Consider the following 17,896-nt stretch of genomic DNA (forward strand, 5'->3'; position numbering starts at 1 on the left):
GCGACACCCGGCTCGGCGATCGGATCCTCGCCTCCTGCGACGACATCGTCGACCAGGGCTGCCACGCCTGGAACCGCCTCATCGATCAACCGTACAAGATCATGTCCATCCGACTGCGCCGGTGACCATATCGGTTATCAGCACCCCAATTGGTATGAGAGGCCCGAGACCATGCCCTACATTATCGAGACCTTCGACAAGCCCGGCAGCCTCGACATCCGCAAGGCGAACCGGGCCGAGCATCTCGCCTATCTCGACCGGATCAAGGAGCGCCTCCTGGCCTGCGGCGCCAAGCTGAACGACGACGGCAGCGACGCGGGCGGGGGCCTCTACGTCGTCGATGTCGAGACCCGCGCCGAGGCCGAGGCGCTCATCGCGGCGGACCCGTTCTTTCAGGTGGATCTGTTCGAGCGGGTCGAGATCCGGCGCTGGCGCAAGGCCTATCTCGACGGCAAAAGCTTTCTTTGAAGCGGGAGGCGGCGGATGGCTTTTGCCGATTTGGACGGTGTCCGGTTGCACTACAGGGCGGAGGGCGACCCGGCGAACCCGGCGCTCGTGCTGTCCAACTCGCTGGGCGCGGCGCTGGACATGTGGGCGCCGCAGGTCGAACCCCTGGCGGCCCGCTTCCACCTGATCCGCTACGACACCCGCGGGCACGGGCAGTCGGCGGTCACGCCGGGGCCCTACACGATCGCCCAGCTCGGCCGGGACGTGATCGGCCTGCTGGACCATCTCGGTCTCGGCCGGGTGCACTTCGCCGGCGTGTCGATGGGCGGCCTGACGGGGCAGTGGCTCGCCCTGAACCATCCCGAGCGCCTGCACCGCCTCGCCCTGTGCAACACCGCCGCCTATATCGGCCCGCCGGAGAACTGGACCAACCGGGTCGCGGCGGTCCGCGCCGACGGCGTCGGGAGCATCGCCGATGCGGTGGCGTCGCGCTGGCTGACCGCGGACTACGCGGCCGCCAAGCCCGAGCTGGCCGCAAGCCTCCGGCAGATGCTGTCCGCCACGGCCTCTGAGGGCTACGCGGCGGCCTGCCTGGCGGTGCGCGATGCCGATTTCCGCGCCGACCTTTCGCGGATCGCCGTGCCGACGCTCGTGATCGCCGGGACGCACGATGCGTCGACGCCGCCGGCGGAAGGCCGCTTCCTGGCCGACCATATCCCCGGCGCGCAGTTTCGCGAGCTGAGCGGCGCGCACCTGACGAACCTGGAGGATGTGGAGCACTTCAACGCGGCGCTGCTGGCGTTCTTCGGCGAAGCGGCTGCATCGTAGGGCCGTGACCACGCGCGATGGTCCAGGCAGGAGGGCCATTTGAGAGCGACCGTCCAATCCACCTGCTCATCCTGAGGTGCCCGCGTCCGCGGGCCTCGAAGGAGAGCTCCAGGGATCGTCGAGCTGGCTGGAGGGCTCCTTCGAGGTCTTCGCTTCGCTCCGGCACCTCAGAAAGAGGGGGAGGGACGGGATCGGCTGGGTTTGGGCCGCCGTGCGGTTGAAACGACGCGCGGCATCAAAAAAATCAAAGACAATCAACGGATGGGGAGGACATCGATGGCTGATCGGATCTCGCGGCGCACGCTGGCCCGGCGCCGGGGCGCGACCCTGGCGGCGGCCGTCTTCACGGCCTGCCTCGCCGCCGCGCCGGCCCGCGCCCAGTACGCCGACGGCGGCATCAAGATCGGCGTGCTGACCGACATGTCGGGCGGCTATTCCGACCTCGCCGGCAAGGGCTCGGTGACGGCGGCGCAGCTCGCCGTCGAGGATTTCGGCCGCCCGATCAACGGCCGCAAGGTCGAGCTGATCTTCGCCGACCACCAGAACAAGGCCGACATCGCCTCCGCGATCGCCCGCCGCTGGTTCGACACCGAGGGCGTCGACGCGATCTTCGACACCAACTCCTCGGTGGCGGGCCTCGCCGTGCGCGAAGTCGCCCGCGCCAAGGGCAAGATCGACATCAACTCCGGCGCCGGTTCCATGGCGCTGACCAATGCCGCCTGCTCGCCGACCGGCGCCCACTGGAGCTGGGACACCTATTCGCTCGCGGCCGGCACCGCCACGGCGCTGGCGGACGACCCCAAGAACACGTGGTTCTTCATCACCGCCGACTACACGTTCGGGCACGACCTGGAGAAGCAGGTCACCCGTGTGGTGAAGGCGAAGGGCGGCACGGTGCTGGGCTCGGTCAAGCACCCGTTCCCCAATCCCGATTTCTCGTCCTACCTGCTGCAGGCGCAGGGATCGGGCGCAAAGATCATCGGCATGGCCAATGCGGGCGCCGACACGATCAACACCATCAAGCAGGCGAGCGAGTTCGGCATCCCGCAGGGCGGCCAGACCCTCGGCGGGCTCAACATCTTCCTGACCGACATCCACTCCGTCGGCCTCAAGGACGCCCAGGGCATGATCCTGACGACGGGGTTCTACTGGGACATGGACGACCAGACCCGCGCCTTCGCCAAGCGCTTCGGCGAGCGGATGGGCGGCCGGATGCCCACCATGGTGCAGGCCGGCGACTACTCGGCCGTGCTCCACTTCCTGAAGGCGGCCGAGGCCGCCGGGACGGATGACGGCCTCAAGGTCATGGCCAAGATGCGCGAATTGCCGATCCAGGACTTCTTCGCCCGCAACGCGACCCTGCGCGTCGACGGCCGCATGGTCCACGACATGTACCTCGCGCAGGTGAAGACGCCCGCGGAGTCCAAGGGGCCGTGGGATTTCTACACGATCCTGAAGGCCATCCCGGGCGAGCAGGCGTTCCAGCCCCTGTCGGAGAGCACCTGCAGCCTCGTGCAGAAGTGAGGCCGGGGCCTACGCGTCGTCGGATGCGGCGCGGGCCTGCGCCCAGGCGCGGTCGCGCTCGGCCTGCCGGGCGCGCTGCTCCGCCGCGTAGGCATCCTGGTCCGGCTGCTCCTGCCGGCTCCGGCGCTTGGCCCGGGTGGCCGCCCGCTTGCGCCACGCCTCGGTCTCGACCTTCTGGCGCAGCAACTCCTCGACCGTGATGGGCGTCACCGGCGCCTTCGGCTGCGCCCAGGCATAGGTGCGCTGCGGGGCCGATCGGGGGGCCGCTCGGGGCGGAACGTCCGCCCGCGCGGGCCGGATGGCGCGGATCGCCGCGTCGAGCGTCAGGCCGGCCCCGGCGGCGATGCGTTCGGCCGCGGCCCGCCCGGCGGCGCGCTCGCCCGAGGTCGCCCCCTGCGCGGCGAGCGCGAGGCACTTCTCGAACCGGTCTCGATCGGCGGGCGTCATCGGCCGCGTATAGCGCCCGGACGACCCGCCGTCCCGCCCGCTCGCAATCCGGCTCGATCAGTCCGGCTTGGCGCTCGCCACCGTGCCGGTGAAGCTGTAGCTGCCGAGCTTCTCGCCGACCACCTGGACCGCGCCCTCCGTCAGGGTGTTCAGCCGGCGCGAGCGGATCGTCATCGTGCCCGACAGGCCCGCGAACTTGCCGGTGCCGCCGATCCACTGGCCCGTCCCCTCGTTCACCGCCGCGAGCGGCTGGCGCGGGTAGTCCCACTTCTCGAACACGTGGTCGCCATCGGCGTCGACGTAGTCGCAATAGCCGTGGTTCTCCAGCGTCTTGGCGCCGTTGTCGATCACCGGTGCGGAGGTGCAGCGCCCGGCCATGTTGTGCAGGAGCTTGCCGCCGGATTCGTTGACCGCGGTCATCAAGTTGATCGACGCCGAGGCCACGCGGTTCTCGCCGATGGTCACGGGCTTCGGCGCCCCCACCACGGTCGAGGTGTAGGTGATCCGGAAATCACCCTGCCGCGGCATGTCGTCGGCGCCGGCCGTGGCGGAGCCGAGGAGCAGCAGGCCGAGTGCCGCAACCGAATATCCCGCGGGTGGTGCGAACGCGATTTCTCTGCATATCATGACGACCTCCCAGTCCGGCGCATGCAAGGCAGGCCGGCGAGGATCCTCCTGGCCGAATCGTCGCCCACCGACTCATTGGCGCCACACGAATATTTGTGCCGTAGAAAGATCCGTTCCACAATACAATTCTCGCGATTATTTCATCGGCAATCGAAAAATATCTACAACGGATGCAGTATTATCTGATTGTAAGATCTTATCGTACGGCCAAAGACGATGCGCCTTTGCCAAGATGGTGCTTTACAGACAAAATCAGCCTTTTTGAGCTACGATTGAGACTTAATGTCCTGATCGGCCGACTCTGTGATTTGATAAAAATTTGTCAACATTAAATATGCGAGTTCCGATCTGTACGAAAGGTTCTCTATGACGCAAACATAGATTCTTGATACGAACGCAATCCCGGGCCGGTACGCCGTGCCGCGGCACCTCACGCGTCGGCGCAGGTCTTGCCGTTCCGCCGGCTCTCCGATGTGCCCGCGCCGTGCGGGGGGCTGAGGACGAGGAGGATCCGCCCCAGCAACACCCGCGAATGCCGCGCGGTGCTGGTCCCGAGGGCATCCGAAAGGTTCGGGCTGGCGTCGTAAGCCGCACGCAACCGGGCGAGCTGGCGCATCCGCAGTTCGGGATCGATGGAAGCCATCCCCCGCCCTCCCGGCTGGCTGTGCTCCGCGGTGCGCCCCCGCGAACGAGCCTTGGACCACCCCGAGTCGGGGAGTTGGAAAACCGTGTCTGAACGGCCCTACGACCTTTAGCGCCGGAACGCCTGGACATACGCCGCAGGCTCCCCGACCGTGTGGTCAAGGTGCAGGTGCCGTTCTGGTCGGCACCAACCATCAGACAGGGGATTCCACGCCCCGGGGCCGCGCGTACGACCCCGCCGGACCTCTAGCCGATTCTAGGAAGCAAATCCAGATCGCCGCGCCGCACCAAGTTCGAGCGCGCGCAAGCCGGCGTCGATCAAAATGGCGAGCGCCGAGACCACGAGACCGCCCTGCAGCACATAGGCCGTGTTGCCCGTGAGGAGGCCCGAGATGATGACTTCGCCCAGCGTGCTGGCCGCCACCGTCGAGCCGATGGTCGCCGTCGCGAGGCCGATTACGGCCGTGAGGCGGATCCCCGAAAGGATCATCGGCAGGGCGAGCGGCAGTTCCACCTGGACGAGCCGCTGGCGGTCGGTCAGCCCCAGGCCGCGCGCCGCGTCCATCAGCGCCGGGTCGAGGCCTTCGAGGCCGGTAAGCGTGGTCTCGAAGATCGGCAGCAGACCGTACAGCACCAGGGCGACGAGGGTCGGCACCGGCCCGAACCCGAAGACGGGCACGGCGAGGGCCAGGACCGCCACCGGCGGAAACGTCTGGCCGAGATTGGCCACAGCCCGGGCGAACGGCAGGACGTCGCGACCGGCCGGCCGGGTCGCCGCGACCGCGAAGCCGATGGCCAGCACGCTCGCCGCCAGGGTCGCACCGGCGACCAGCAGGAGGTGGTTGACGGTGAGCGTCAGCAGCGGGGTCTGCGCGTAGATCGGCGCCGTATCGCCGGGCGCGAAGGGGCGGAACAGCTTCGCAAAGCTCTGCGGCGTGAGCAGGAAGGTGCCGAGCAGCACCAGCAGCGCGCCCTGCGCCAGGGCACCCGCACGGCTCACGGGCGGGCGCCCTGCGCCTCGAGGGCGGCGCGCGTCACCCGGCCGAGCAGCACGCCGTCGCGGCTGACCGGCAGGGCCGGGCGCTGCGACCAGAGGCTCTCGGCCAGCGCCGCGCGCACCGAAGTGCCGGCCGGGATCGGCGCGCCCGGCGCCGGGCCGGGCTCGATCAGGTCGTCCACATCGCGCAGCGCCATGAGCTGGAAGGCCCGGTCCCCGCCGCCGAGGAGGGCGCGGACGAAATCCGTCGCCGGCATGCCGATGAGCGCCGCCGGGTCGGCCTCCTGCACGAGATGGCCCCGGTCCATCACGGCGATCCGGTCGCCGAGGTGCAGAGCCTCGTCCATGTCGTGGGTCACCAGCACGATGGTGGTGCCGGTGCGCCGCTGGATCGCCCGCAGGTCCGCCCGGGCCTGGCCGCGGATGATCGGATCGAGGGCGCCGAACGGCTCGTCCATCAGCAGGATCGGCGGCTCGGCGGCCAGCGCCCGGGCGACCCCGATCCGCTGCTGCTCGCCGCCCGAGAGCGCCGCCGGCAGCCGGTCCCGGTAGGCGGCCGGATCGAGGTTGAACAGGCCGAGCAGCGCGTCGACCCGATCGGCGATGCGCCGCCGGTCCCAGCCGAGAAGCCGCGGCACCACCGCGATGTTCTCCGCCACGGTCCGGTGGGGGAACAGCCCGTAGCCCTGGATCGCGTAGCCGATCCCCCGGCGCAGGACGTGCGGGGGCACCGTCCGGATGTCGCGGCCCCCGACCCGCACCGTGCCGGCGCTCGGCTCGACGAGGCGGTTGATCATCCGCAGCAGGGTCGTCTTGCCGGACCCCGAGGTGCCCACCACCGTCAGGATCGCGCCGGCCGCCACCCGCAGGCTGACGTCGGACACGACCGTGCGGGTGCCGAAGACGCGGCTGATCCCGGCGAGTTCGATCATCGGATCCGTCATCATCGGCGCGGCTCCGCGGTCCGGCTCGCCGCGATGGCGGCGTCGAACAGCACGGCGGCGGCGCTCGCCAGGGCGACGGTGGGCAGGGCGCCGAGGAGGACGAGGTCGCCCGCGTTCTGGCTGATGCCCTGGAACACGAAAACGCCAAGGCCGCCGCCGCCCACGAGGCCCGCGATCACCGCCAGTCCGATGTTCTGGACCAGCACGATGCGGATCCCGGTGAGGAGGCCCGGCAGCGCCAGCGGCAGTTCCACCTGGAGGAGGCGCTGGCGGCCGGTCATCCCGACGCCGGTGGCCGCGTCGCGCACCGGCCCGGGGACGGCATCGAGTCCCGCCACCGTGGCGGCCGTCACGGGCAGCAGCGCGTAGGCGAACAGCGCCACGAAGGCCGGGGCGGGGCCGATCCCCGCGATCCCGAAACCCGCCGCCCCGGGGATCGTGCGGCCGATCCAGGCGAGCGGCGCGATCAGCATCCCGAACAGCGCCATGGAGGGGATGGTCTGCACGACGTTGAGGCCCGCGAGCAGCGCCCGCCGCAGGGACGGGACCGGGCGCGCCAGGATGGCGGCCGGAATCCCGACGAGGGCCGCGGCCGCCACCGACGACAGGGCGAGACCGAGATGGGTCCGGACCTCCCGGCCGAACGTGTCCGCATGGCCGGCATATTCGCGCATCACCGAGAGGTTGTCCCAGAACCCGGACCGAAGCGCGAAACCCGCCAGCATCGCGACGGCCGCCAGCGCGGCGACCCGCATGCCTGGGCCGGGCCGCAGGCGTGCCAGCCCGTCGCCCGTGGCGAGGCCGGCGGCCGCGGATGCCAACCACCAGCCGGAATCCAGCGAGATCCGGCTGTAGCGGTCGCCCGGCGGTGTCAGGTGGTCGGCTGCCCATCCGGCCGCGAGGCCGAGCGTCAGCAGCGCGGCCGCGCCCGCGGCGAGGCGCAGGGGCGGCGGGATCCGGAGCGTCAGCAATGGGGCGGCGAGCGCCGAGACGGCGAGAAGCGCGAGCGCCTGACCGGCCGGCAGCGCCGACCACGCCGTCAGCGCGGTGCCCTCGGCGATCCGGTTCGGCCGCGCGATTATCAGCGGCAGCGCCAGCAGGCCGACGGCGAGCAGGGCGGCGAGAACCGCGCCGAGCGGGTCGAGGCCCTCGGCGATCCGGTCGGCCGGTTGGCGGTCGGTATGCATCCCGGTCGCAGACTCTTGACCCATCCCGAGGCTCCCGGCGCGGCCGCGGGAGCGTGGCCGCGCGTGGCCAGGACTTAGCGCGTCCCGCGCGGACGTGGCGAGCGTCCCGGCCTCACGGCACGAACCCCGCCGCCTTCAAGAAGTCCGACGCCACCGCGGAGGCGGGTTCGCCGCCGATCTGCACCCGGCCGTTGAGGTCGCGCAGGGTGGCGAGATCGAGCCGGCGGAAGATCGGATCGAGCACCGTGGCGATCTCCGGATGGGCCCTCAGGACGGCCCCGCGGACCAGGGGGGCCGGCTGGTAGACCGGCTGGACGCCCCGATCGTCCGCCATGACGACGAGGCGGGCGACGGCGAGGCTGCCGTCGGTCCCGAACACCATGGCGGCGTTGGTCCCGGAGGTGCCCCGCGCCGCCGCCGCGATCGTGGCGGCGGTGTCCCCGCCCGCCAGGATGATCAACTGCTCCGGCTTGAGGGTGAAGCCGTAGGCCCGGCTGAAGGCCGGGAGCGCGGCGGGCGAGGAGACGAACTCCGAGGAGGCGGCGAGCTTGATCGGGCCGCCGCCGGCCACGTAGCGGCCGAACTCGCTCATGGTCGTCAGGCCGTTGGCGGGGGCGCGTTCGGCCCGCACCGCGATCGCCCAGGTGTTGTTGGCGGAGGCCGGCCTCAGCCACACGATGTCGTTGGCCTTGAGATCGAGGCTCCGGGCGGTCTCGTAGGCCGCCTGCGCGTCCTTCCAGACCGGGAGATCCTGCCGACCGAAGAAGAACGCCGCGTTGCCGGTGTATTCGGGATAGATGTCGATCTGACCCTCCAGCAGGGCCTGGCGCACGATCGACGTCGCCCCGAGCTGGGTCTTGTCCACCGTCGGGATGCCCTTCGCCTTCAGCGCCTGAAGGATGATGGCACCGAGCACCCCGCCCTCGGTGTCGAGCTTCGAGCCGACCACGACGGGCGCCGCCAGCGCGGACGACAGGCCGAGGAGCAGCGCGACGAGGCCCGCGAGGATCCGCTTGCCCATCTTGACTGCCTCTCCTGTCGGCCCCCGGCGCAGGATCGGCGCGGGTGTGGCCGCCGTCCAGACCAGGCGGCGGGTGTCCGGTTGGCGAAGACTCAAACAAGTCGTCGAAATCTGATTAAACCTGCTTAACCTTGACGCGAACTTGCGCTGAACCCCTGCGGCCCGGGCGATATATGCACGTATAGGTTGTTTCAGATGGAGCCGAGTGAGACACATGTCGTATTCGATCTTCGTCCGTGATCTGGCCCGGGACGACGGGGGCACGCCGCAGCTCCTGGCCTACGACATCCACGACCGGTCGTTGGCGGCCTCCCTGGTCTCGGTGATCGCCACCTCGTACCGGGACCACGGATTCAACCCGGCCACGCGGGTGCACTGGTTCCGTACCGAGGGCTCCGTGCATGAGATCTACGCCTGGCCCCGGCCCTGACGCGGCTCACGTGCCGCAGAAGGTGCGGTAGCCGACGCCGCCCCCCTCGGGCGCCTGCGCGTAGCGGGCGTTCTCCGGCTGATCGGCATAGGGGTGCGCCAGCACCGACAGGAGGACCTCGAAGGGGCCGAAATCGTCCCGCTCCACCGCCGCCGCGATCATCACCTCGACCTGATGGTTGCGGGGGATGAAGGCCGGATTGACCGCCCGCATGGCAGCGGCGGTCTCGACCGGGTCGCGGGCCTCGTCCGCGAGCCGCGCCCGCCAGCCGGTCGCCCACGCGTCGTAGGCGGTGGGGTCGACGAACAGGTCGCGCACGGCCCCGTCGCCCGCCGGACCTTCGGCGGCCCCGCAGAGGGCCCGGAACGTCAGGGTGAAGTCGGCCTGGTTCTCGGCCATCCGGCCGAGGAGGTCGCCCGCCAGCGCGGGATCGCCCTCCCGCACCGTGCCGAGGCCGAGCTTCCGCGCGAGGCCGCCGTGATAGGCGTCTTCGAAGCGCTGCGCGTAGCCGGCGAGCGCGGCTTCGGCCTCGGCGACCGCCTCCGTTTCGGCTTCGGCGAGCAGCGGCAGCAGGGTCTCGGCGAAGCGGGTCAGGTTCCAGAGCGCGATGCGCGGCTGCTGGCCGTAGGCGTAGCGCCCGCCCTGGTCGATCGAGCTGAAGACGGTGCGGGGATCGTAGGCGTCGAGGAAGGCGCAGGGGCCGTAATCGATCGTCTCGCCGGCCACCGCCATGTTGTCGGTGTTCATCACCCCGTGGACGAAGCCCACGAGCAGCCAGCGCGCCACCAGTTCGGCCTGGGCGGCGATGACCGCGTCGAGCAGCGCCCGGTAGGGATTGGCGGCCTGCGCGGTCGCCGGATAGTGCCGGGCCACGACGTGGTCGGCGAGCGCCCGCAGCGCCTCGACGTCGCCCCGGGCGGCGAAGAACTGGAAGGTGCCGACCCGGATGTGGCTCGCCGCGACCCGGGTGAGCACCGCGCCGGGCAGCACGGTCTCGCGGATCACGGGCTCACCGGTGGCGATGGCGGCGAGCGCCCGGGTGGTCGGGATGCCGAGGGCCGCCATGGCCTCGCTGACGAGGTACTCGCGCAGCACCGGCCCCAGCGCCGCCCGCCCGTCGCCGCGCCGGGAGAACGGGGTCGGGCCGGAGCCCTTGAGCTGGATGTCGCGGCGGATGCCGGTCCGGTCGATCACCTCGCCGAGCAGCACCGCGCGCCCGTCGCCGAGCTGCGGCACGAACTGCCCGAACTGATGCCCGGCATAGGCCGCGGCGATCGGGTCTGCGCCCTCCGGACTCGTGTTCCCCGCGAGTGCCGCGACCCCGTCCGGACCCGCGAGCCAGTCGGCATCGAGGTCCAGCTCTTCGGCCAACGCCCGGTTCAGCCGGATCAGGCGGGGGCCCGCCACGGGCGTCGGCGGGCGGCGCGCGTAGAAGCGCTCCGGCAGGCGGGCGTAGCTGTTGTCGAAGGGAAGTGCCGTCATCGGGGGGATCTATGAAGGGGTGTCGGGGCGGGCAAGCGGGGCGGAGTTCCGGTCAGACCGTGCAGGCCATGCCGGTTAGCGTCTCGGACAGGGACCAGAGCCGCTCCGCCGCCGCTCGATCCTGAGCCTGAGGCGCGATGTCGGCCCGGGCCGGGTGGCCGCGGAGTTCCCAGGCCCCGTCCGGGCCGTAATAGGCGCCGCCCTCGGCCTCCGGCGCCGTCGCGGCGAAGAGAAGCGGCAGCGCGCCGTCCGCGGCCGACTGGCCGAGCACCGAGAAGATCGCGTGCCCGGCGAACCGCTGGATCGGGCCGGCCCTGTCGCCGCGCCGGATGACGTCGGTCCGGGCCACGCCGGGATGAACCGGGATCGACCGGATCGGCGCGCCCACGGCGCGCAGCCGCCGGTCGAGTTCGAGCCCGAACATCAGCATGGCAAGCTTCGACTGCCGGTAGGCCCGCTGGGGGCCGTAGGCGTGGTGAAGTTGCGGATCGTCGAAGTGGATCCGCCCCGACCGGTGGGCGAGGCTGGCCACCGGGACGATGCGGGACGAGGGCCGCCGGTGCAGGAACGGGAGGAGCAGCCCCGTCAGGGCGAAATGACCGAGATGGTTCGTGCCGAGCTGGCGCTCGAACCCGTCCTCGGTCTCTTCGCGGCGGGGCACGCTGGCGATGCCGGCATTGAGCAGGAGGATGTCGATCGACCGCCCCTCGGCCCGCCACCGGTCGCCGAAGGCCTGGACCGAGGCGAGGCGGGCGGTGTCGAGGGGATAGGCGGCGAGCCGCGCATTCGGGTGCCGGGTCCGGATCGACGCCATGGCGCCCTCGGCCTTCGCGGCGTTCCGGGCCGCCAGGACGACCTCGGCCCCGGCCCCTGCCAGCGCGAGGGCGGCCTCGTAGCCGATCCCGCTCGTGGCGCCGGTGATGATCGCCAGCCGTCCGGCCTGGCTCGGCATCGCGCGCGTCGTCCACCGGGGCTCGGGCATGGTCTGTCGGATCTCCACTCTCAGGCTAATACGCCGGCGCCGGGGCGGTTCGCCGCCCGCGCGGTCAGGCGTCGACCGGGCTGATCGCGCCGCGGACCGGGCAGCCCGTGACCGCCGGTGCGCGGCGCCGCGCCCGCCTGCGGACCGCGATGGCGGCGAGCGCCAGGACCGCGCCGCCCAGCAGGTCCGGCAGGTAGTGGCCGCCCGCGCCGAGCGTCGCCACGATCACGGCCGCGTTCAGGAGGATCGCCAGCGGGCCGAGGACGGGCAGGGGCGCCAGCGCCCAGGCGGTCAGGATCGCGAGGCACACGTGGAAGGACGGGAAGGTGGCGAGCCCCCGCAGGTCGCCGAGGGCCAGCGTGTCCAGCGCGCCCGCCCGCAGCCGCGCCACCGGCTCCAGATGCCAGAGCGCGCCGACCGTCTCCAGGTGGTCCGCCGGGACGATGCGCGGCGCGTAATGGGCGTAGGGGCCCAGCGCGGGCAGCAGCGCGGCGAGGACGATTACGCACAGGAGCGTCACGGAAAACAACCGGGTGTAGGCCCAGAGCCGCCCGAGCCGGCGCGTCGCGCTCAACGCGATCACCACGAGGCCGACCTGCGGCCCACTGGAATGGTAGGCGAGGGCCAGCCACCACGACAGGGTGGGATGCTGCGCCAGGAAGCCCACGTAGGCGGTCCAGTCGAAGCCGAGGCGCAGCTCGAACCGGGCCAGGGCCTCGTCGACGAACGGCAGCCCCAGGCCCGCGGCGAGGAAGTGCAGCACCGCGACCGGCACCGTGAAGGCGATCAGGAACGCGCTCGCGAGCGCCATGCCGCGCAGGGGCGGATCCGACTTCACCGTGGCGAGGCAGGCGGCGGCCACCAGAAGAATCGTCACGAGGGCGGCGGCCACGGCGAAACCTGACGGTGCGACCGCGATGCCGGCTAGGCGCATCCAGACGGCGTCGATCCCGACGAGGGCGAGGCTCAGGGCCCAGAGCCGGGGATCGGGGGCGGCGATCCCTGCGGTGTGACGGCGGAGGTGGTGCAACCAGGAGCCTGTCGCGCCCGGATCGGGATCGCCGCTCCGGGGTTTGGCTTCGACCATCCGCTCATGAGGTATCATCCGGCTCAGCTCACCGCACGGCCGATGCTTGGCCGCACCGGACAGACGCACGACGGCGGCAATGGTTCGCCTCCGGACGCTGCAGCCGGTTCCGCGCGGTGTCGTCTATCGGCCCGTGGCGGGGGGCGTGGCAGCCGGCGGCTTGCCGCTGCCGACCGCTCCTTCGGTGGGTGGCACCGCGGCGGGATTGGTGACGGCCTCCGTGGCCGTCTTGCCCGGATCCCGCGTATCGGCGGCGGGCTTGCCCGCGGTCTCAGCCGGCGTGTCGGTTTTGATGACAGCCTTGGGCTCCACCCCGGTCCGATCCTGCGCCCGGGCCGCTATCGACGGGCCGGCGACGGTCGCGGCGGCGATCAGGAGAGCGAGGATCGGTCGGTTCAAGGTCGGCTCCGGGCTGTTCCGAGGGCAACGGTCGGTCGCTCGCGTCGTTCCGGCCCGGGCGGGCGCCGCGGCGCGCCGCCCGGGATGCCGGAACCACCCGCGAAGAGCCTACGCGTCGGCTTTCTTGCGGCCCCGCGTCGCCTTGGCGGGCTCCGGTGCCGCCGCGGCCGTCTCGGACGGGGCGGCGCCCTTCGAGGCAGGGCTCCGGCGCTTGTGGCCGAGGCCGGCATTGCGCGCGAACTCGGCCCGCATCGCCGAGTAGCTGGACGCCGTCGTCGGGTAATCGGGCGGCAGGCCGTAGCGCTGCCGGTACTGCTCGATCGTCATGCCGTTGCCGGTCAGATGACGCTTGAGCGTCTTGTACGGTTTGCCGTCGATGAAGCTGACGAGCGCGTCCGGCGTAATCGACTTCTTGATCTGCGCGGGTGTCGCCTTCTTGAAGTCCGGCTCCGCGGGCATCGAGCTCTGGCCAAGCCCTGTCAGCGCAGCATGGACGCCGGACAGAAGCGTCGGCAGGTCGGGCATGGGAACCGAGTTGTTGGCCACGTAAGCCGAGACGATATCGGCTGTCAGCTCGACGAAATCGATCGAGTCTTGGTTCGGGGTTGAAGTGCTGTCTTCCATCGACGCCTCTCTGTCGGGAGTGCGCCATGAACATGGCTTTCTCTGCTGGCAGTCAAGGGCTGACCTGATCTAATATAACCAATCATGGTCGTTATCTACTGGTTACGTGGCAAATACCAACATAGATTAAAGGCGGCTCCGACGCTGGAGACGTTCAGTTACAAGCCCGCGCGTCCTCCCCGCCGAGGAGACGGCGCGCGCGTCGGGTCGGGCCTGCCCGCCGATGGCCGAGCATGACCCGTGCCGCTCGCGCACGGCGTGGGGGCTCTGCTTCCTTTGGCCGGGCGACCATGCGGGAAGGCCGATCGTGCGCACGGGATGAGGCCGACGCCCCGTCCGGACGCACCCGGATGATGGTTTGGGACGTGCGGGCCCCCCCGGCCGAGGGCTCTGCGTCGCCGTCAGGCGCTGGCTGCCGTCCCGTGCGGCGCGGCGATGGCGCCCCGCGTCCCGGAGGAGACGACCGCCTGGAGCATCCGCGCGGCGCCCGAGCCGGTATCCGCCCGGTAGGTGCGTTCGAGGGTCATCAACGGGCGCATCGGCGTCTCGGCCAAGTCGAGCAGGCGCGCGTCGCGCCAGCGCAGCTTGGTGGAACCGCTGCGGCTCCACCACCGCGGCTTCTCCTCTTCGACGAGCAGGATGAGCTTGCCCGTCCACGTCTTGCGAAACCAGAACCGTCCCGTGAGCTTCGCGGCGCCGAACATCAGACCCTCGCGTGCAAGACACCCAACACGCCCCTCCGGGAAAACGCGGCGGAAACTCCGCGGTTTCTTTGCGAAACCGCACGGGCGGCCCCGGAATTCCGTCGCCGCCCCGAGGTGCTTCGACCGTCGAGGCGCTCCACCCGCGGCCTTACCGATCCGGGACGCGGGTCGGACGACGGGCCGCCGCGGCGGTGACTCCGAGCCCCGCCACGGCGCCGGCCAGCGCCGCGCCCGCCTTGACGAGAAAGTCATCGATCCGGCCGTGGCGCGTGCTGGTCAGGGTCTGCGCCGCCTCGAGGCCGCCGGCGAGGAGAACGCTGCCGATCAGGACCTGGAGCCGGTGCCGCGGGTAGCCGACCATCATCAGCAGCCCGGCGAGCGCGTAGGCCGCGATCCGCTCGATGCTGGGATTGGCGGTGACCACCGGCCGGAGGCCGATCGGCACGAGGGTCACGGCGACGATGAGGGCCACCAGGATCCAGGCCGCGATGCGCACCAAGCGCAGGTGCCGCGTATCCGACTCGAGCATGGGCGGTTCGTAACCTCGCGCTGACGGCTTGAGGATACACGGTTTGTCAGCCGTTGCCTGCCGCTGTACGGCCGATGAGGACCGGATCGACTGATCATGCGCCGTAAGCTGGCCATCGCGACACTGCTCGCGTTCACGCTGATCCCGGTCGCCGACGCGGCCAATCCGGCGCGGGACGTGCTGTGGGTCGCGCTGCAGGGCTGCGTCCTCGCCAAGAAGGCCGCGGGCCGGAGCTTCCCGTGCCTGTCGGTGGATCTCGGCGACGCTGTACGGCCGGGAACGGCGGTGCTGCGCGCGCCGGGCGAGCCGACCCACACCGTCGTGATGCCCACCGACAACGTCTCGGGGATCGAGGCCCCCGTGCTCCAGGGCCCCCGGGGCGTCGCCTACTGGAAGGCCGCCCTCGACGCGCGGCACTTCGTGACGGACGCCCTCAAGGATCGCCTGCCGATCGCCGCGGTGGGGCTGGAGGTGAACTCCGTCGATGGCCGCAGCCAGGACCAGCTGCACATCCATCTCGACTGCATGCGCCGCAGCGTGATGGCGGCCCTGAAGGCGCACGGTTCCGCCGTCGGCGAGACGTGGGCGCCGTTCCCCGTCCCGCTGGCGGATGACGATTACCTCGCCCTGCGGGTGCCGGCGGACGCGGTCGAACGCTTCAACCCGTTCGAGGCGCTCTCCCGCGTGCCGGGCTGGCGGGGGCGGCTCCACGATGTGAGCTTCGCGGCGGTGGCGGCCGATCCGGACGATCCCGCCTCCGGCATGATCGTCCTGGCCTACCGGATGCCGGAGGCGAGCGCGGAGGAACTCATGGATCACGAATGCCGGGTGGCGCGCCCCGGCCGGGCCCGCTGAGCGCTGGTGCCGAACGTCCTGGACTGTTGCCGATCCGTTCTATCCAGAGGGGCCGCCCATGGGGCATAGGACGGCGATGCGCATGCCGTTGCCCGAGCGCTGTCCGTCGGTCTCGATCCGGCGGGGGACAGCGCGTTGCGACACTCGTCTCGAAGGGCGTCCCGCGCCGACGCGGCCGGCGGCGCCCCTGGTCGTGTGCGCCCTCCTCACCCTGGCCACCGTCCCGGCGGGCGCCGAACCGGCCGGTCCGCGTCCGGCCGATCCGCGCACTCTGGAACAGGCATGGCACCGCTGCCTGCGCGAGGCCTCCGGCCATCAGCCCTCGGGGCAGAGTCGCGCCGGGGACGAGCGCAACGCCCTCGACGAGTGCAAGCCGCGGGAGGATGCGCTGGTGGCGGCGCTCATGTCCGGCCATCGCGCCGAGGACAGCCGGACCGGGACGGTCTGGGCCCGGACCTGGGCCGCCTTCGTGGAACCGCTGACGGCCTGGATCGGCGGCCTGCGGCGCTGAACGCCGGGGCTTCGCGTCAGGAGGTCGACCACTCCCGCATGACCTCGGCGGCCGGCCGGTCGAGCTCGACCTTGCCGTCGTTGACCGCGTGCACGAAATCGAGGGGGATGTAGTGGTGCAGGCCGCCCGAGGCGGCATCGCGCTTGGTCAGCTTGATCTCGCCCTTGTCGACGTGATCGACGGTGCCGACATGGACGCCGTCCGAGCCGACCACGTCGGCGTGCTCCCGGATCTGCGCGGCATCGACCATCGGGCTTCTCCCTGCTGTGGGACGACAACCGGCGCGATTCGGTGCTGTTCCGGCTTCAGCGCCGCGGCAGCGCGCCGCGCCGAACCGGAGCGCCGACCGATCGTTGGGCTCGCATGACAGAGCAAGCCCCCACCCCGACCCACGACCCGATCGTCGAGGCAAGCCGCCGCGAGATGGCGACCGAGCACCTGCTGTTCGGGACGATCCGCTTCCTGGCCCAGCGCCATCCGGAACTGCTCGACGAGCTCGACGGCAGCCTGGATCATCTCTGGGACAGGGGGGATGGGGAGGCCCGGGATGATGCGGCCGTGCGCAAGATCGCGAGCCGCATCATCAAGAGCCTGCGGGCCGAGCGCTGAGCCGGCCCGATCCGGTCTTACCGCCGGGACGTTCTTACCGCTGGGACGTCTCGTTCAGACGGATCGTCGGGATCATCTCGACGGCCTTCTTGGTCACGCGGTCGAAGACCTCGCCGGTCAGGCCGCGCTCCGTTGCGAGCTTTCTGATCCGCTCCGCATGCTGGGATAAGGTCAGACCAAAATAGGTCTTGTCTGTCGCCTGATCGACAGCCTCGTTTGCCACGCGTCAACTCCTGTTCATGGTTGGCTTGGGACCGCTGATGTGGCCGATGCTGTGCGGCTGTTCAAGACATCCTGCATCCACGCTGCCATGCCGTGGCCGGGCGCGCGCGCGAGCCCGGCCCGATCCCTACCGTGCGCAGCCGATGCAGATGCCGTTGGTGATGGCGTCGTTGCGCTCCTCGTTCGTGCTGCGCCGGTCGATGCTGCCGGTCTCCCTCGGATTGAGGGCATTCGGGTTCGGCACGGTCTGGCCGGTCGCGGTGGTGTGCGGGGCCTTCGCGGTCGAGGTCGGGCCGCCGCCCGTGCCGGTCTGGCTGATCGGATCCGCGAAAGCCGGGGCGGCGAAGGCCAGGGAGGCGGCCAGGGCGAGGATGGTCGTCGTGCGCATGGGAAACTCCTGACGGGACAAGCGTCTGTTTGCGGAATCGACGCTCCCGGCCGGCGGAAGTTCCCGGGGCGTCCCTGCAACCCGCTGACGGCGCGCCGGTCATGGCCTATGACAACCAGCAGGAGATGCGAGGGGGCGCAGGCATGGGCAACGGCGAGGGCATCCGCGCGCCGAACGCGAAGCTCGCGGAGGTCCAGCGCCTGGCGACGGCGCTCGCCGCCCGGGTGCGCTACGCGCAGCTCGTCGGGCGGCCGGTCTACGACGCGCAGATCACCGCCCTGGTCGGCGCCGCGCGCCTCATGGACGCGGAGAATGCCCCCTGGCCACCCATGGTCGAGGAGGTGCTGACCGAACTCGCCCGCTCGCTCGACGGCGATAATCCGGCTTCCGGAGATGGCGACAGCCCTTGA

General features: G+C 71.1%; 25 protein-coding genes and 1 pseudogene. 9 read left to right on the forward strand and 17 right to left on the reverse strand.

The window, feature by feature from the left end; all coding sequences use genetic code 11:
* From AAHG09_RS19735 to AAHG09_RS19750, 4 genes and pseudogenes are all read left to right on the forward strand, one after another.
* Positions 1-125: pseudogene (locus tag AAHG09_RS19735) on the forward strand (IS630 family transposase); the annotation flags it as partial.
* A 46-nt stretch (positions 126-171) separates the two neighbouring features.
* Positions 172-468: a YciI family protein gene (locus AAHG09_RS19740; protein ID WP_342109186.1), complete on the forward strand. Its 297-nt coding sequence runs from the start codon at positions 172-174 to the stop codon at positions 466-468.
* Between the two features lie 15 nt (positions 469-483).
* Entirely contained in the window at positions 484-1,275 is a 792-nt protein-coding gene (gene pcaD, locus AAHG09_RS19745; RefSeq protein WP_342109187.1) for a 3-oxoadipate enol-lactonase, read from the forward strand.
* Positions 1,276-1,551: 276 nt separating this feature from the next.
* On the forward strand, positions 1,552-2,799 hold the full coding sequence (locus AAHG09_RS19750) for an ABC transporter substrate-binding protein (RefSeq protein WP_342109189.1): 1,248 nt from the start codon (positions 1,552-1,554) through the stop codon (positions 2,797-2,799).
* 9 nt (positions 2,800-2,808) lie between these two features.
* On the opposite strand, the gene AAHG09_RS19755 is transcribed toward AAHG09_RS19750, so the two are convergent.
* The 7 genes from AAHG09_RS19755 to osmF form a co-directional block, all read right to left on the reverse strand.
* Positions 2,809-3,246, reverse strand: coding sequence for a hypothetical protein (locus tag AAHG09_RS19755; RefSeq protein WP_342109192.1), 438 nt, complete (start codon positions 3,244-3,246; stop codon positions 2,809-2,811).
* 57 nt (positions 3,247-3,303) lie between these two features.
* Positions 3,304-3,873 (reverse strand): hypothetical protein, encoded by a 570-nt coding sequence (locus tag AAHG09_RS19760; RefSeq protein WP_342109193.1) that lies wholly within the window; start codon positions 3,871-3,873, stop codon positions 3,304-3,306.
* Between the two features lie 430 nt (positions 3,874-4,303).
* Positions 4,304-4,516 carry a hypothetical protein gene (locus tag AAHG09_RS19765; RefSeq protein ID WP_342109195.1) on the reverse strand — a complete coding sequence of 71 codons (213 nt, stop codon included), beginning with the start codon at positions 4,514-4,516 and terminating at the stop codon, positions 4,304-4,306.
* Positions 4,517-4,771: 255 nt separating this feature from the next.
* A complete protein-coding gene (locus AAHG09_RS19770; protein WP_342109196.1) occupies positions 4,772-5,515 on the reverse strand; it encodes an ABC transporter permease in 744 nt (247 codons plus the stop codon).
* On the reverse strand, positions 5,512-6,444 hold the full coding sequence (locus AAHG09_RS19775; RefSeq protein ID WP_342109378.1) for an ABC transporter ATP-binding protein: 933 nt from the start codon (positions 6,442-6,444) through the stop codon (positions 5,512-5,514). The genes AAHG09_RS19770 and AAHG09_RS19775 overlap by 4 nt, the downstream gene beginning before the upstream one ends.
* Positions 6,445-6,455: 11 nt before the next feature.
* Complete coding sequence (locus tag AAHG09_RS19780; protein ID WP_412760061.1) at positions 6,456-7,667, reverse strand: ABC transporter permease; 1,212 nt, start codon at positions 7,665-7,667, stop codon at positions 6,456-6,458.
* An 88-nt stretch (positions 7,668-7,755) separates the two neighbouring features.
* Entirely contained in the window at positions 7,756-8,664 is a 909-nt protein-coding gene (gene osmF / locus AAHG09_RS19785; protein WP_342109197.1) for a glycine betaine ABC transporter substrate-binding protein OsmF, read from the reverse strand.
* A 214-nt stretch (positions 8,665-8,878) separates the two neighbouring features.
* On the opposite strand from osmF, the gene AAHG09_RS19790 reads away from it, so the two are divergent.
* Positions 8,879-9,094, forward strand: a complete 216-nt coding sequence (locus tag AAHG09_RS19790) for a hypothetical protein (protein WP_342109198.1) — start codon at positions 8,879-8,881, stop codon at positions 9,092-9,094.
* Positions 9,095-9,100: 6 nt separating this feature from the next.
* On the opposite strand, the gene AAHG09_RS19795 is transcribed toward AAHG09_RS19790, so the two are convergent.
* The 7 genes from AAHG09_RS19795 to AAHG09_RS19825 all read right to left on the reverse strand — a co-directional run bounded on the left by AAHG09_RS19795 (position 9,101) and on the right by AAHG09_RS19825 (position 14,901).
* Positions 9,101-10,576, reverse strand: coding sequence for a protein adenylyltransferase SelO (locus AAHG09_RS19795; RefSeq protein WP_342109199.1), 1,476 nt, complete (start codon positions 10,574-10,576; stop codon positions 9,101-9,103).
* Positions 10,577-10,628: 52 nt separating this feature from the next.
* Positions 10,629-11,558, reverse strand: a complete 930-nt coding sequence (locus AAHG09_RS19800; protein WP_342109200.1) for an oxidoreductase — start codon at positions 11,556-11,558, stop codon at positions 10,629-10,631.
* 64 nt (positions 11,559-11,622) lie between these two features.
* A complete protein-coding gene (locus tag AAHG09_RS19805) occupies positions 11,623-12,645 on the reverse strand; it encodes a phosphatase PAP2 family protein (protein ID WP_342109201.1) in 1,023 nt (340 codons plus the stop codon).
* A 123-nt stretch (positions 12,646-12,768) separates the two neighbouring features.
* On the reverse strand, positions 12,769-13,044 hold the full coding sequence (locus AAHG09_RS19810; RefSeq protein WP_342109203.1) for a hypothetical protein: 276 nt from the start codon (positions 13,042-13,044) through the stop codon (positions 12,769-12,771).
* Positions 13,045-13,152: 108 nt separating this feature from the next.
* Positions 13,153-13,668: a Ros/MucR family transcriptional regulator gene (locus tag AAHG09_RS19815; RefSeq protein ID WP_342109204.1), complete on the reverse strand. Its 516-nt coding sequence runs from the start codon at positions 13,666-13,668 to the stop codon at positions 13,153-13,155.
* Positions 13,669-14,069: 401 nt separating this feature from the next.
* Positions 14,070-14,372, reverse strand: a complete 303-nt coding sequence (locus AAHG09_RS19820) for a hypothetical protein (protein ID WP_342109206.1) — start codon at positions 14,370-14,372, stop codon at positions 14,070-14,072.
* 148 nt (positions 14,373-14,520) lie between these two features.
* Positions 14,521-14,901 carry a hypothetical protein gene (locus tag AAHG09_RS19825; protein ID WP_342109207.1) on the reverse strand — a complete coding sequence of 127 codons (381 nt, stop codon included), beginning with the start codon at positions 14,899-14,901 and terminating at the stop codon, positions 14,521-14,523.
* A 96-nt stretch (positions 14,902-14,997) separates the two neighbouring features.
* Here AAHG09_RS19825 and AAHG09_RS19830 point away from each other — a divergent pair, with 96 nt between their 5' ends.
* On the forward strand, positions 14,998-15,756 hold the full coding sequence (locus AAHG09_RS19830) for a CDP-diacylglycerol diphosphatase (protein WP_342109208.1): 759 nt from the start codon (positions 14,998-15,000) through the stop codon (positions 15,754-15,756).
* A 193-nt stretch (positions 15,757-15,949) separates the two neighbouring features.
* Positions 15,950-16,267 carry a hypothetical protein gene (locus AAHG09_RS19835; RefSeq protein ID WP_412760062.1) on the forward strand — a complete coding sequence of 106 codons (318 nt, stop codon included), beginning with the start codon at positions 15,950-15,952 and terminating at the stop codon, positions 16,265-16,267.
* A 16-nt stretch (positions 16,268-16,283) separates the two neighbouring features.
* Here the strand turns inward: AAHG09_RS19835 and AAHG09_RS19840 are convergent, their stop codons facing one another.
* Complete coding sequence (locus tag AAHG09_RS19840; RefSeq protein ID WP_342109209.1) at positions 16,284-16,517, reverse strand: DUF2171 domain-containing protein; 234 nt, start codon at positions 16,515-16,517, stop codon at positions 16,284-16,286.
* Positions 16,518-16,630: 113 nt separating this feature from the next.
* Between AAHG09_RS19840 and AAHG09_RS19845 the strand changes: the two genes are divergently transcribed.
* Complete coding sequence (locus tag AAHG09_RS19845) at positions 16,631-16,876, forward strand: hypothetical protein (RefSeq protein WP_342109210.1); 246 nt, start codon at positions 16,631-16,633, stop codon at positions 16,874-16,876.
* A gap of 34 nt (positions 16,877-16,910) precedes the next feature.
* On the opposite strand, the gene AAHG09_RS19850 is transcribed toward AAHG09_RS19845, so the two are convergent.
* Positions 16,911-17,099: a hypothetical protein gene (locus AAHG09_RS19850; protein WP_342109211.1), complete on the reverse strand. Its 189-nt coding sequence runs from the start codon at positions 17,097-17,099 to the stop codon at positions 16,911-16,913.
* Between the two features lie 126 nt (positions 17,100-17,225).
* Positions 17,226-17,486, reverse strand: a complete 261-nt coding sequence (locus AAHG09_RS19855) for a hypothetical protein (RefSeq protein WP_342109212.1) — start codon at positions 17,484-17,486, stop codon at positions 17,226-17,228.
* Between the two features lie 101 nt (positions 17,487-17,587).
* Here AAHG09_RS19855 and AAHG09_RS19860 point away from each other — a divergent pair, with 101 nt between their 5' ends.
* A complete protein-coding gene (locus AAHG09_RS19860) occupies positions 17,588-17,896 on the forward strand; it encodes a hypothetical protein (RefSeq protein ID WP_342109213.1) in 309 nt (102 codons plus the stop codon).

The sequence above is a fragment of the Methylobacterium guangdongense genome (genome assembly GCF_038442355.1).
GTDB classification, from domain to species: Bacteria; Pseudomonadota; Alphaproteobacteria; order Rhizobiales; family Beijerinckiaceae; genus Methylobacterium; species Methylobacterium guangdongense.

Bases quoted from the DNA above. Each gene is read 5' to 3' on its own strand.
- AAHG09_RS19830 (WP_342109208.1), top strand. From the start codon at position 14,998: ATGCGCCGTAAGCTGGCCATCGCGACACTGCTCGCGTTCACGCTGATC.
- AAHG09_RS19750 (WP_342109189.1), top strand. From the start codon at position 1,552: ATGGCTGATCGGATCTCGCGGCGCACGCTGGCCCGGCGCCGGGGCGCG.
- AAHG09_RS19825 (WP_342109207.1), bottom strand. From the start codon at position 14,901: ATGCTCGAGTCGGATACGCGGCACCTGCGCTTGGTGCGCATCGCGGCC.
- AAHG09_RS19790 (WP_342109198.1), top strand. From the start codon at position 8,879: ATGTCGTATTCGATCTTCGTCCGTGATCTGGCCCGGGACGACGGGGGC.
- AAHG09_RS19805 (WP_342109201.1), bottom strand. From the start codon at position 12,645: ATGGTCGAAGCCAAACCCCGGAGCGGCGATCCCGATCCGGGCGCGACA.
- AAHG09_RS19800 (WP_342109200.1), bottom strand. From the start codon at position 11,558: ATGCCCGAGCCCCGGTGGACGACGCGCGCGATGCCGAGCCAGGCCGGA.
- AAHG09_RS19815 (WP_342109204.1), bottom strand. From the start codon at position 13,668: ATGGAAGACAGCACTTCAACCCCGAACCAAGACTCGATCGATTTCGTC.
- AAHG09_RS19795 (WP_342109199.1), bottom strand. From the start codon at position 10,576: ATGACGGCACTTCCCTTCGACAACAGCTACGCCCGCCTGCCGGAGCGC.
- AAHG09_RS19840 (WP_342109209.1), bottom strand. From the start codon at position 16,517: ATGGTCGATGCCGCGCAGATCCGGGAGCACGCCGACGTGGTCGGCTCG.
- AAHG09_RS19755 (WP_342109192.1), bottom strand. From the start codon at position 3,246: ATGACGCCCGCCGATCGAGACCGGTTCGAGAAGTGCCTCGCGCTCGCC.
- AAHG09_RS19760 (WP_342109193.1), bottom strand. From the start codon at position 3,873: ATGATATGCAGAGAAATCGCGTTCGCACCACCCGCGGGATATTCGGTT.
- AAHG09_RS19860 (WP_342109213.1), top strand. From the start codon at position 17,588: ATGGCCTATGACAACCAGCAGGAGATGCGAGGGGGCGCAGGCATGGGC.
- AAHG09_RS19765 (WP_342109195.1), bottom strand. From the start codon at position 4,516: ATGGCTTCCATCGATCCCGAACTGCGGATGCGCCAGCTCGCCCGGTTG.
- AAHG09_RS19820 (WP_342109206.1), bottom strand. From the start codon at position 14,372: ATGTTCGGCGCCGCGAAGCTCACGGGACGGTTCTGGTTTCGCAAGACG.
- AAHG09_RS19845 (WP_342109210.1), top strand. From the start codon at position 16,631: ATGACAGAGCAAGCCCCCACCCCGACCCACGACCCGATCGTCGAGGCA.
- AAHG09_RS19775 (WP_342109378.1), bottom strand. From the start codon at position 6,444: ATGATCGAACTCGCCGGGATCAGCCGCGTCTTCGGCACCCGCACGGTC.
- AAHG09_RS19740 (WP_342109186.1), top strand. From the start codon at position 172: ATGCCCTACATTATCGAGACCTTCGACAAGCCCGGCAGCCTCGACATC.
- osmF (WP_342109197.1), bottom strand. From the start codon at position 8,664: ATGGGCAAGCGGATCCTCGCGGGCCTCGTCGCGCTGCTCCTCGGCCTG.
- AAHG09_RS19780 (WP_412760061.1), bottom strand. From the start codon at position 7,667: ATGGGTCAAGAGTCTGCGACCGGGATGCATACCGACCGCCAACCGGCC.
- AAHG09_RS19855 (WP_342109212.1), bottom strand. From the start codon at position 17,486: ATGCGCACGACGACCATCCTCGCCCTGGCCGCCTCCCTGGCCTTCGCC.
- pcaD (WP_342109187.1), top strand. From the start codon at position 484: ATGGCTTTTGCCGATTTGGACGGTGTCCGGTTGCACTACAGGGCGGAG.